Annotated in this window: 10 protein-coding genes; 3 read left to right on the top strand and 7 right to left on the bottom strand. The window is 68.6% G+C overall.

The window, feature by feature from the left end:
- The first annotated feature begins 190 nt into the window (after nucleotides 1-190).
- On the top strand, nucleotides 191-1,159 hold the full coding sequence (locus P409_RS15195; protein WP_034838404.1) for a 2-hydroxyacid dehydrogenase: 969 nt from the start codon (nucleotides 191-193) through the stop codon (nucleotides 1,157-1,159).
- A gap of 54 nt (nucleotides 1,160-1,213) precedes the next feature.
- On the opposite strand, the gene P409_RS15190 is transcribed toward P409_RS15195, so the two are convergent.
- The 6 genes from P409_RS15190 to P409_RS40750 form a co-directional block, all read right to left on the bottom strand.
- Nucleotides 1,214-2,872, bottom strand: a complete 1,659-nt coding sequence (locus P409_RS15190; protein WP_034838401.1) for a serine hydrolase domain-containing protein — start codon at nucleotides 2,870-2,872, stop codon at nucleotides 1,214-1,216.
- A 14-nt stretch (nucleotides 2,873-2,886) separates the two neighbouring features.
- Nucleotides 2,887-3,759: an ABC transporter permease gene (locus P409_RS15185; protein ID WP_034838398.1), complete on the bottom strand. Its 873-nt coding sequence runs from the start codon at nucleotides 3,757-3,759 to the stop codon at nucleotides 2,887-2,889.
- Nucleotides 3,756-4,793: an ABC transporter permease gene (locus P409_RS15180; protein WP_193366496.1), complete on the bottom strand. Its 1,038-nt coding sequence runs from the start codon at nucleotides 4,791-4,793 to the stop codon at nucleotides 3,756-3,758. The genes P409_RS15185 and P409_RS15180 overlap by 4 nt, the downstream gene beginning before the upstream one ends.
- Before the next feature lie 76 nt (nucleotides 4,794-4,869).
- Nucleotides 4,870-6,798: an ABC transporter substrate-binding protein gene (locus tag P409_RS15175; protein WP_052120675.1), complete on the bottom strand. Its 1,929-nt coding sequence runs from the start codon at nucleotides 6,796-6,798 to the stop codon at nucleotides 4,870-4,872.
- 181 nt (nucleotides 6,799-6,979) lie between these two features.
- Entirely contained in the window at nucleotides 6,980-7,906 is a 927-nt protein-coding gene (locus P409_RS40755) for an ABC transporter ATP-binding protein (protein ID WP_152613393.1), read from the bottom strand.
- The gene (locus P409_RS40750) at nucleotides 7,903-8,817 is read right to left on the bottom strand and encodes an ABC transporter ATP-binding protein (protein ID WP_152613392.1); all 915 of its coding nucleotides are present in this window, start codon (nucleotides 8,815-8,817) and stop codon (nucleotides 7,903-7,905) included. The genes P409_RS40755 and P409_RS40750 overlap by 4 nt, the downstream gene beginning before the upstream one ends.
- Nucleotides 8,818-8,925: 108 nt before the next feature.
- Between P409_RS40750 and P409_RS15165 the strand changes: the two genes are divergently transcribed.
- On the top strand, nucleotides 8,926-9,729 hold the full coding sequence (locus P409_RS15165) for a M55 family metallopeptidase (protein WP_052120673.1): 804 nt from the start codon (nucleotides 8,926-8,928) through the stop codon (nucleotides 9,727-9,729).
- A gap of 63 nt (nucleotides 9,730-9,792) precedes the next feature.
- Here the strand turns inward: P409_RS15165 and P409_RS15160 are convergent, their stop codons facing one another.
- Nucleotides 9,793-10,404, bottom strand: coding sequence for a helix-turn-helix domain-containing protein (locus tag P409_RS15160; protein WP_034838394.1), 612 nt, complete (start codon nucleotides 10,402-10,404; stop codon nucleotides 9,793-9,795).
- A gap of 142 nt (nucleotides 10,405-10,546) precedes the next feature.
- Here P409_RS15160 and P409_RS15155 point away from each other — a divergent pair.
- Nucleotides 10,547-10,930, top strand: a 384-nt coding sequence (locus P409_RS15155) for an FAD-dependent oxidoreductase (RefSeq protein ID WP_034838390.1), incomplete at its 3' end; no start/stop codon positions are given.

Below are 10,930 nucleotides of genomic sequence, written 5' to 3'. Positions count from 1 at the left end.
CGGCCACGGCATCGTGCGCATGCCGCGCATCGCCGGCGGCATGAACGCGATCGCCTTCGCCCCCGACGGCACCCTGACCGGCGCCGCCTGCTGGCGCGCCGACGGCACGCCCGTCGCCATCTCCGGCGGCCTGGCGCGCGCCGGCGTCCGCTTCACCATCTGACCCCACTCTGACACTGGAAGCCCGACCGTGACCGAAACCGTCGTCGTCCTGGACCCGATCAGCGAGGACAGCGTCACCCGCCTCCGCGCCCTGCTGCCGCCCGGCCTCGTCCTCACCCACGGCACCGCCCGCGGCGACGATCACCTGAAGGAGATCATCGCCGGCGCCGAATACGCCATCGCCGGCCAGGTCGGCGTCAGCGGCGAGGTGCTGCGCGCCGCGCCCCGGCTCAAGCTGCTGCACAAATGGGGCGTCGGGGTCGACAATCTCGACCTCGACACGGCGCGCGAGCTCAACATCCGGGTGGCCCGCACCACCGGCAGCAACGCCGTGCCGGTGGCCGAGTTCACGCTGGGCCTGACGCTGGCGGCGCTGCGCTGCATCGCCTTCGGCCATGCCGAGCTGAAGAAGGGGCACTGGCGCACCGCCACGGCGATGCCGATGCAGACCTTCATGCTGTCGGGCAAGACCGTCGGCATCATCGGCTTCGGCGCCATCGGTCAGGCCTTCGCCCGGATCCTGAAGGGCTTCGGCTGCACCATCCTCTATTCCAAGCGCACGCCCCTCTCCGCCGCCGAGGAGGCCGATCTCGGTGCCCGCTTCGCCACGGTGCCCGAGATCCTGGCCCAGGCCGACGTGATCACGCTGAACTGCCCGCTGACGCCGGAAACGAAGAACCTGATCGACCGGAAGGCGCTGGCGGCGATGAAGAAGACCGCCGTGCTGGTCAACGCCGCGCGCGGCGGCGTGGTGGTGGAGGCCGACCTGATCGAGGCGCTGCGGTCGCGCACCATCCACGCCGCCGCCATGGATGTCTATGAGATCGAGCCGCTGCCGGCGGACAGCCCGCTGCTGACGCTGGACAACCTGGTGGTGACGCCGCATCTGGCGGCGATCGCGGCCGACAACTTCGTCAAGACGGTGAACCAGATGTTCGGCAACATCGCCTGCGTCGCCCGGGGCGAGCCGGTGCCGGAACGCGACCTGGTCGTCTGAGCCGCCGCGGATGAAAGGGGGGCGGGCCGCGTCCGGCGGCCCCGCTCCGCCTTCCTATGCCGCGGCCCGGTCGGCGTGCCGCACCAGGAACATCGGGCCGACGCGGATGCCGGTGCGGCCCTCCTCGTCCCGCGCCGCCAGCTCCAGCGTCTCGCCCTCATAGAGGATCCCGTGCATGCGCCAGCTGCCGTCCGGCAGCTGCTCGCACTCATGGGTGCAGAAATACTCGATCAGGCATTTCAGCCTTCCATCGGCATAGAACAGGTATGTCGGGTTGAAGTCCGGGCCGTAGACGCCGAGGTGCGGCGCCAGCTCAGCCGGAGCATCGGAGTCCACGGTGTTGCGCCGGGTCCAGGCCTTGCCCTTCCAGCCCAGCATGCCGTCGGTGCCGAAGGTCAGGTCGAGATGCGGATACTCCGCCTCCTCGCCATAGATCCGGCCGTCGATGGTGAAGGCGTCGCCGCCGCGCCATTTCAGCTCCAGCGGCACGCCCTCGCCCATCAGGTACAGCCGGCCGTCCTTCTCCCGCAGCTCGACGCTCTCGCTGCCGTCCGCGGCCTGGTAGAGGCCCGGCATCGCCGTCAGATGATCCTTGGTCAGCGGCGGGTGCCTGGCCGGCGGAGCCGGCGGCCGTCCCATCTTGCGCGCGGCCAGGGCCAGGCGCAGCGCCCGCCGCGCCAGCCGGGTGCCGATCTGGTTGGTGAAATCGAGGGTGCCGAAGGTCAGCACCGCCAGCCCGGCCTGGGGCAGCGCCACGAACTGGGTGGCATAGCCGTAGACGGCGCCGCCATGGCCGACCGAGGTCCAGCCGTCGAGGTCGGCAATGCCGAAGCCCAGGCCGTAGCCCCGGCTGCTGCTGTGGCCGGCGGCCGGCCGGCCCACCACCGTCCACATCTGCCTCAGCCCGGCGGGCGACACGACCGACCGCCCGTCGGGGGTGAAGCCGCCGCGCAGCATGCAGGTCGCGAATTTCGCCATGTCGGGCGCAGTGGAGACGATGGCCCCGGCCGGCGACCCGCCCAGGTCGAACACCGGCGCCGGGAAATCGCGGTCGACATCCCACATCCAGGCCGGGGCCAGCCGGCCCATCAGCCCGGGCGTCAGCGACGCGCTGCTCTCGGCCATATCCAGCGGCTCGAAGATGTGGCGGGCGACGTAGTCGGCATAGCCCATGCCGCTGACCCGCTCCAGCACCGCGCCGACCACGGCGATGGCGGCGTTGGAATAGTGGACGATGCCGGCGCTGGGATCCTCCTTCAGCACCGAAGTCTTCAGCCCCTCGACCGTCACCGCCAGCCCCGGCCGCCGGTCGTCCAGGTAGTGGCCGTCCTTCGGCTCGCGCACCAGGCCGGAGGTGTGGCTCATCAGCTTGCGCAGCGACACCTGGGAACCGTACGGGCCGCTCTCGCGCCCGGCGTAGGGGTTCACGGGGCGGAAGCCGGGGATATAGGCGGACACGTCGGCGTCGATGTCGACCAGCCCCTTCTCGGCCAGCTGCATGATGCCGATCGCCGTGAACATCTTGGTCAACGACCCGATGCGGAACAGTGAATGCCCGTCCAGCCGGTGGCCGAGATCGGGCCGCACCACATGGCCGGTGGCCAGCAGGCCGTCGCGGTCGACCACGGCATAGGAGATCGAGGGAAGGGCCTTGTCGCCGACCTCATGCGCGATGGCTTCCTCCAGGCCGGCGGCCAGGGCACGGTCGTCCATTTCGATGTCTCCTCTCAGGTCCGGAGGCGGGGGTCGAGGATATCGCGCAGGGCGTCGCCCAGCAGGCTCCAGGACAGCACGAACAGGAAGATCGCGGTGCCGGGGAAGACCAGCGTGTACCAGTAGCGGAACGGGCTGTCGCCGCGGCCGACGATCCAGTTGCGGGAGTAGCTGATCAGCTGGCCCCAGTCGGCGTAGCCCGGCTCGACACCGACGCCGAGGAAGCTGAGGGCCGAGGCGGTCAGCACCATCGACCCGGTCATCATCGTGGCCAGCACCAGCACCGGGAAGAAGGCGTTCGGCAGGATGTGCCGCAGCAGCAGCCGGACGTCGCGCGTGCCGTAGGACCGCGCCGCCTTGACGTAGTCCAGCTCCTTCACCCGCAGGATCTCGCTGCGGATGACGCGGGCGTAGTTCATCCAGCCGAAGGCGGTCAGCGCCATCGTCATCGGCCCGATGCCCTTGCCCAGCAGCGTGGTCAGCACCATCGCCGCGATCAGGAACGGCACGGCCAGGAAGACGTCGACGATGCGCATCAGCACCTCGTCGACCATGCCGCCATAGAAGGCGGCGATCGCCCCGACCACGGCGCCGATCAGGGTCGAGATCAGGACGACGCCGAGGCCGATCTTGAAGGCGGTGCGGGTGCCCCAGACCAGGCCGTAATAGATGTCGAACTGTCCCTCGGTGGTGCCCAGCAGGGCGCGGGCCGAGGGCGGCTGCGGCGTGGCGCGGAAACCGCTGCGCGGGATCTCGTAAGGCGAGGTCTGGTACGGCTCCGGCGGCGCGATCACCGGGGCCAGCGCGGCGACGGCGACGAAGCCCACGAGGACCAGGATGCCCAGCAGCGACAGCGGGTTGCGCAGCAGATACCCGACGATCCTCATGCCAGCCTCACCCGCGGGTCGAACAGGGGGTACAGCAGGTCCACCACCAGGTTGAGCGCCACCAGCACCAGCGAGAAGTAGAGGGCGAAGCCCAGCACGGCCGGGAAGTCCAAATTGGCGGCCGCGTTCGCGGCGAACTGGCCGAGGCCGTGATAGTCGAAGATCGTCTCGGTGATGACGACGCCGCCCAGCATCGCCGCCACCTCCATCCCCGCGACCGTCACCACCGGCAAGAGGGCGTTGCGCCTTGCGTGCCGGTTCTGCACCACCCGCTCGCTGAGGCCCTTGGCCCGGGCAGTGCGGACATAGTCCTGGCGCAGCGATTCCAGCATCGAGGTGCGCATGATCCGGGTCATCGACGCCAGGTTGACGTAGCTGAGGGACACCACCGGCAGGATCAGGTGGCGCAGCGCGTCGAGGAAGACCGGCAGGTTGCCGTTCAGCAGAGCGTCGACCGTGTTCAGCCCGGTCCAGCGCCGGAAGCCGTCGCCGCCGGTCTCGATCAGCGCCCATTGGCTCAGCCGGCCCGGCGGGAACCAGCCGAGCGACCCGTAGAACACCATCAGCATCAGGAGGCCGAAGACGAAGACGGGGAACGACCAGCCGAGCACGGTGAACAGCCGGATGCCGTGGTCGACCGGCTTGTTCAGGTGCACGCCGGCCCGGCTGCCCAGCCAGATCGCGCCCAGGATGCCGGGCACGAAGGCGAAGAGCACCAGCTCCAGCGTCGCCGGGAACAGCGAGACCAGCGCCTCGGCCACCGGCATCCGGGCCGTCTCCGACCAGCCGAGATTGCCCTGCAGGATGTTGGCGATCCAGTGGCCATACTGCTCATGGAACGGGTCGTTCAGCCCGTATTTCTCGATCAGCGCCTGCACCTGCGCCGCGCCGCCCTTCAGCGCGTCCGGGCTGCCGACATAGGTGATCACGCGCTGGGTGGGCGTCAGCATCATCTGCATCGCGAAGATCATCAGCGTCAGCGCGAAGAAGACGATCGGGACGAAGGACAGGCGTCGGATCGCATAGGCCAGCATGGGCAATCCCGGACAGTGGCAGGGGTCGAGCGGCACCGGGGCGGGGCGCGGCCGGCGCCCCGCCCCGGCGGCCGGCCTATTTCTCTTTCTTCGAGATGGGATAAAAGTCCCAGGCGCCGTACTCGATCATGTTGTGGACATAGCCGTCGACCCAGTCGCGGGTGACGATGAAGCCGTACTCCTCCCACAGGAACTGGGTGGTGGCGTATTCGTGGCTCATGTCCTGCAGCTTGGCGTAGATCTTCTCCCGCTCCGTCGGGTCGACCGTGGTCCAGGCCTGCTTCAGCAGCGGGTCGAACTTGTCGCGCATCAGCTGGCGATAGCCCTCGCCGACCATGCCGCCGACCAGGCCGGTGCTGGACAGGTAGTAGGTCGCGGCGCCCAGCGGCCCGCCCGGATCGGAATAGTCGGGCCCCCAGCCCATGATCGCCATCGGCGCGCTGGGGTCGGCGCCGCCGTAGACCTTGTCGGCGAAGGTGGCGGCCTGCAGCTGCTGGATCTTCAACCGGAACTTCGGATTGATCCGGGCCAGGTTCTGCTGCAGCACCGACAGCGCCGAATGATAGGCGGTGTTGCCCTCGCTCATATAGGCGGTCAGCTCGAAGCCGTTCTCCCAGACCTGGCCGCCCCAGGCCTTCTTGAAGTGCTCCGCCGCCTTTTCGGGGTCGAAGGAATAGACCGGGCTGTCCGGCCGGTAGCCCATGATGCCGCGCACGGTGGGCCCGCGCAGCTGCACGGTCTTGCCCAGCAGCACATCGTCCAGCAGCAGCTGGTAGTCCTGGGCGTAGTTGAAGCCCTTGCGCACGTCGATGTCGCTGAAGAAGTCGGGCGGGATGCCCTTGCCGTCCAGCTTGCCGCTGCCGATCGCCGGGTTGTCCACGGCGGTGACCGGCCAGATGTAGAAGATCGAACGGCCGAACACCTGGGGCAGGCCCTCGGTCACCTTGATGCCGGGCTTCGCCGCCACCTCGTCCAGGAACTCCACCGGCGTGGTCACCACGTCGGCGTCGCCGGCCTCGAGCTGCAGAAGGCGCGTGGTCCATTCCGGCACCGACCGCAGCACCACGCGCTCCAGCTTGGCCGGGCCCTGCCAATAGCCGTTGAACCGCTTCATGGTGATCTTCTTCTCGGACCGGTCCCAGGCCTCGACCATGAAGGGGCCGCTGCCGTTCTCGACCTCGAACAGCTTATCCTCGCCCAGCTCGGGCTTGTGGAACGCCTTCCAGGTGCCGGCGGCGCCGTCCCAGTCGCCCTGGTCGCGGGCCCATTCCTGGTCGATAATCGAGGTGGCGAAGGGCAGCGCCATGATGCCCAGCGTGGCCGGGAACGGCGCGTCCAGCACGATCGTCACCCGGTCGCCGTCGACCCTGATCTTCTGCGACAGCGCGTCATGCACCTTGGCCAGGCCGGCGGCGTCGACCTCGGCGAAGGTCTTCACCCCGGCCAGGTCCATGGCCCAAGCCTCGATGTTCGGGTACTTGCCGGCGGTGATCATCTCGGTCACCGCATTGGCCATCCAGCTGTCGCCCTGCAGGATCGCGCGCATCAGCGAATACTTGACGTCCTGGGCCGTCAGCTCGCCATAGCCGGGGACGATCGCCGCCTTCTCCTGATCGGTCAGCTCGTCATACAGCTTCCAGGTGATCGCGCCATCCGCGCCTTTCACCCCGACCCGGTGGGTGTGGACGCCCTTGCGGATCGGGAAGGTGTAGCTGATCGACCCGTTCTCGCCCGGCTTGATCAGCCCGTTCTCCAGCGACGGCACCTCGGTCGACAGGGCCGGCACGAACTCCGAGATCTCGCTGCCCTTGTAGTTCAAGAGCCGCATATAGGTGTTGATCGAGACATAGGTGTTGGGGGTGTCGGCCATATAGGCCGGATCCAACGTCCGGATGTCGCTGGTCCACAGATAGACCAGGGTGTTCGGGTTCTTCAGCTCGGCCTGCGCCGCGCCGGACAGGGCCAGCAAGGCGATGCCGAGGCCGGGTCCGATCCAGTTTTTCATCAAGAAGCCTCCTGCTGCCGGGCGTTTCGCCCTTATGGGGTCGCCTGGAACGGCGATCTGCGGGAAGTGTGACCGAGGCACGGCGAGAAGGCCATACCGAATACGCCCAAATTTCCCGCTTTCGAAAAAACTTTAGCGCATCGGAATATAACCCCAGGTCATAGGCTGGGTGCGGCGCCCTTCAGGCCTCCGCGCGGACGAAATGCCGGTCGGACACCTGCAGCATCGGCAGGAGCACCGGCTCGTAATCGGGGGCGCGCACGGCGCTCGGGATCTCGTCGGCCAGCAGCAGGCGGTTCTCCGGCCGCTGCCGCGGATCGGCGACGGGGACGGAGGACAGGAGCTTGCGGGTGTAGCTGTGACGCGGGTTGCCGAAGACCTCGCGCCGGCTGCCGATCTCGACGATCTGGCCGAGATACATCACCGCCACGCGATGGGCCATCCGCTCGACCACCGCCATGTCGTGCGAGATGAACAGGACGGAAATTCCGGTCTCCGCCTGCAGGTCCATCAGCAGGTTGATGACCTGGGCCTGGATGGTGACGTCCAGCGACGCCACCGCCTCGTCGGCGATCACCAGCCTGGGCCGGGTGCTGAGCGCGCGGGCGATGCAGATGCGCTGGCGCTGCCCGCCGGAGAAGGCGTGCGGATGGCGCCGCGCATGCTCGGGCGACAGCCCCACCCGCTGCAGCAACTCGGCGACGCGGGCCTGGACCTCGGCGCGCGACAGGCCGCCATGGACCAGCATCGGGTCGGCGATCGCCTGCCCCACGGTCATGCGCGGGTTCAGCGAGCTGAAGGGATCCTGGAACACCATTTGCACCCGGCGGCGCAGGGCCTGGATCTCGCGCGGCGGCTGCCCCAGCGTCTCGCGCCCCTCGAACCGGATCGAGCCGGAGACCGGCCGGTCCAGCTGCAGGATGCTGCGGCCGATGGTGGATTTGCCGCAGCCGCTCTCCCCCACCAGGGCCAGCGTCTCGCCCGGAAAGATCTCGAACGACACGTTCTCGACCGCATGGACGCGGCCGGTCACCTTGCCGAAGACGCCGGAGCGCAGGTCGAAGCGCGTCGTCAGGTTCTCGACCGCCAGCAGCGGGGCACGGCTCATGCCGGCACCTCGACGCGCACGGCGGCCCGGATCTCGGCCGGGGCATCGACCGCCTCGACCAGCGGGAACCGCTCCGGCTCGTCCTTGCCGTCCATGCTGCCCAGGCGCGGCACCGCGGCCAGCAACGCCCGTGTATAGGCGTGGCGCGGCGTCTCGAACACCTCGTAGACGGTTCCGGTCTCCACGATCTCCCCCTTCAGCATGACGCAGATGCGATCCGCCATCTCGGCCACCACGCCCATGTCGTGGGTGATGAACAGCACCGACATGCCGATCTCGCGCTGCAGCGCCCGCACCAGGTCCAGGATCTGGGCCTGGATGGTGACGTCCAGCGCCGTGGTCGGCTCGTCCAGGATCATCAGCGACGGGCGGCAGCACAGCGCCATGGCGATCATCACCCGCTGGCGCATGCCGCCCGACAGGTGGTGCGGATACTGGTCCAGCCGCTTCTCCGCCTCCGGCACCCGCACCAGCTTCAGCGCGTTGAGCGCGATGGCGCGCGCCTCCGCCGCGCTCTTGCCCTGGTGGCGCATGATCGCCTCGCTGATCTGGAAGCCGATGCTGAACACAGGGTTCAGGCTGGCCATCGGGTCCTGGAACACCATCGAGATGTCGGATCCCCGGATAGTCCGCATCCGCTTCTGCGGCAGCCGGGCCAGGTCCGCCACCTCGCCGCCGCGCAGCCGCATGCGCACCGAGCCGCCGGCCAGCCTGGCGCCGTCATATTCCGCCAGCCGCATGATGGTCATCGCGGTGACCGACTTGCCGCTGCCCGATTCGCCGACCAGTGCCAGCGTCTCGCCCCGCCCGATATGGAACGAGACGCCCTTCACCGCCCGCAGGGTCTCGCCCCCACCCAGCGCGAACGACACCTGGAGATTCTCGACCTCGAGCACGCGATCATCCTGCATGGCGGCTCCGATGCTGGGACAAGAAGAAATTTCCTATACGCTAAAAAATACCGTATGCAACAATGGTCGCCCTCACAAGCACCAATGAACCCGCCGGGAGGAAAAGCCATGCGCCTTTACATCTCTGCCGACATCGAAGGCATCGTTGGCGTCGTCACCCGCGACCATACGAGCCCCGAGGGCTTCGAGTACGACCGGGCCCGCGACTGGATGACCGACACAGTGGTCGCCGCCTGCGAGGCGGCGCAGGAGGCCGGGGCGACCGAGATCGTGATCAGCGATTCCCACGGCAATGGCGAGAGCCTGAAGATCGACAGGCTGCCGGAGGGCGTGCAGCTGGTGCGCAGCTGGCCACGGCCCCTGGGAATGATGCAGGGCATCGAGGTCGGGGCATTCGCCGGCGCGCTGCTGATCGGCTACCATGCGGGCGGCAGCAACCCCTCCGGCGTGCTGGCGCACACGTTGACCGGCGGCTTTCAGGAGGTTCGGGTCAACGGCCAGGTGCTGAACGAGGCCGGGCTGAACGCCGCCATCGCCGGCCATTACGGCGTGCCGGTGATCTACGCCTCGGGCGACGACGTGGCGACTGCGGAGATCCGCGACATCCTCGGCGATATCGAGACGACGACGGTGAAATGGGCGCACGGCACGCGCTCCGCCCGCACCCTGATGCCGGCGGCGGCCCATAAGGCGGTGCGGGCCGGGGTGAAGCGCGCGATCTCACGAATCGGCGAGGCCAGGCCGTTCCGGCTCAAGGCCCCCCTCGCGCTCGAGGTGCGCTTCCGCGACCGCCTCAAGGTCGAGCACCTGTCCTATCTGCGCTTCATCACCCAGGTCGACACCTACACCATCCGCTACGAGGCGGAGGATGCGATCGACCTGTCGAAGTTCCTGATGTTCCTGCTCGGCTGAAGCGCCGCGGGCAGGTGCCGCCCGACTGTCGTGCCCGGCTCCCCGGCCGGGCGCGGCGGCCGGTCAGGTCGTCGGGAACAGGGACAGCAGCGTCCCCTCCAGATCCGGCTCGGGGCTGGAGCAGACGGCCAGGATCATGGCGTCACCTTCCCCCACCGAGATGTAGGCATGGCCCATGGTGCTGTCGATGTAGATGCTGCCGCCCTTCTCCAGCCGCACCGGCGCGTAGTGGTCGGTGTGCACCTCGATCGCGCCTTCAAGCACGTAGATGAACTCCTCCCCCGAATGGCGCACCAGCGGGCCGAACTCCTCGATGCTGCGGGTCTTCACCCGGCCGACATCCGGCACCATCCGCTTCCGCTGCAGTTCGGTGCAGAGATAGAGGTAGTCGTAGTTCGGCGTGACCTGCAGCAGCCCTTCCCCCGGCCGGCTGATCGACCGCCGGGCCATCGCCGCCCCCGAGGCAGCCGGCGTCGACAGCAGCTCGGCCAGGTTGATGCCGAGCCCTTCGCTGATCTGCAGCAGCTTGTCATAGGTCAGCGACATCTGGTCGTTCTCGACCTTCGACAGCGTCGAGACCGCCACCCCGGTCCGCCGGCTGACCTCCTGCAGCGTCCAGCCATGCCGGCGCCGCAGCGCCTTCAGGCATTCCCCGAGCTTGGGCTGAGTGGACATGCGCGGATCCGGACCGGTGAAAGGTCGGCCAGCCTATGTCGGGCGCGAGGTTATCGCAAGAACCACGAATTTTCCGATACGATAAACTATTTGACATAAACACTATCGTCTCGCAGTCTGCCCGCCAAAGGGAGGCTGCCGGATGGGCGTCGTCGACATCGCTGTGATCGGAGGGGGCATCGCCGGCGCGTCGCTGGCCCGGGCCGTCGCGGACGGCCGCCGGGTGCTGCTGCTGGAGCGCGAGAGCCAGCCCGGGACCCACTCCAGCGGCCGGTCCGCCGCGCTGTTCTCCGAGACCTACGGCAACGCCGTGGTGCGCGCCCTGTCGACCGGCAGCCGTGAGTTCCTGCGCGCCCCGCCGGAGGATTTCGCCGGCTTCGTCCTGACCCGCCCGCGCGGCGCCATGCATGTCGGCCGGCCGGGCCAGGAGGCGGCGATCCGCGAGGAGGCCGAGGCGCTGGCGGCCCTGGTGCCGAGCGTGCGCGAGATCGGCGCCGCCGACGCCCTGGCCCGGGTGCCGGTGCTG

Source organism: Inquilinus limosus MP06, assembly GCF_000767795.1.
Lineage (GTDB): Bacteria > Pseudomonadota > Alphaproteobacteria > DSM-16000 > Inquilinaceae > Inquilinus > Inquilinus limosus_E.
Note: the sequence above shows the minus strand (reverse complement) of the source record. Positions and strands in the feature narration are given on the sequence as shown.

Bases quoted from the DNA above. Each gene is read 5' to 3' on its own strand.
- P409_RS15190 (WP_034838401.1), bottom strand. From the start codon at position 2,872: ATGGACGACCGTGCCCTGGCCGCCGGCCTGGAGGAAGCCATCGCGCAT.
- P409_RS15185 (WP_034838398.1), bottom strand. From the start codon at position 3,759: ATGAGGATCGTCGGGTATCTGCTGCGCAACCCGCTGTCGCTGCTGGGC.
- P409_RS15180 (WP_193366496.1), bottom strand. From the start codon at position 4,793: ATGCTGGCCTATGCGATCCGACGCCTGTCCTTCGTCCCGATCGTCTTC.
- P409_RS15175 (WP_052120675.1), bottom strand. From the start codon at position 6,798: ATGAAAAACTGGATCGGACCCGGCCTCGGCATCGCCTTGCTGGCCCTG.
- P409_RS40755 (WP_152613393.1), bottom strand. From the start codon at position 7,906: ATGAGCCGTGCCCCGCTGCTGGCGGTCGAGAACCTGACGACGCGCTTC.
- P409_RS40750 (WP_152613392.1), bottom strand. From the start codon at position 8,817: ATGCAGGATGATCGCGTGCTCGAGGTCGAGAATCTCCAGGTGTCGTTC.
- P409_RS15165 (WP_052120673.1), top strand. From the start codon at position 8,926: ATGCGCCTTTACATCTCTGCCGACATCGAAGGCATCGTTGGCGTCGTC.
- P409_RS15160 (WP_034838394.1), bottom strand. From the start codon at position 10,404: ATGTCCACTCAGCCCAAGCTCGGGGAATGCCTGAAGGCGCTGCGGCGC.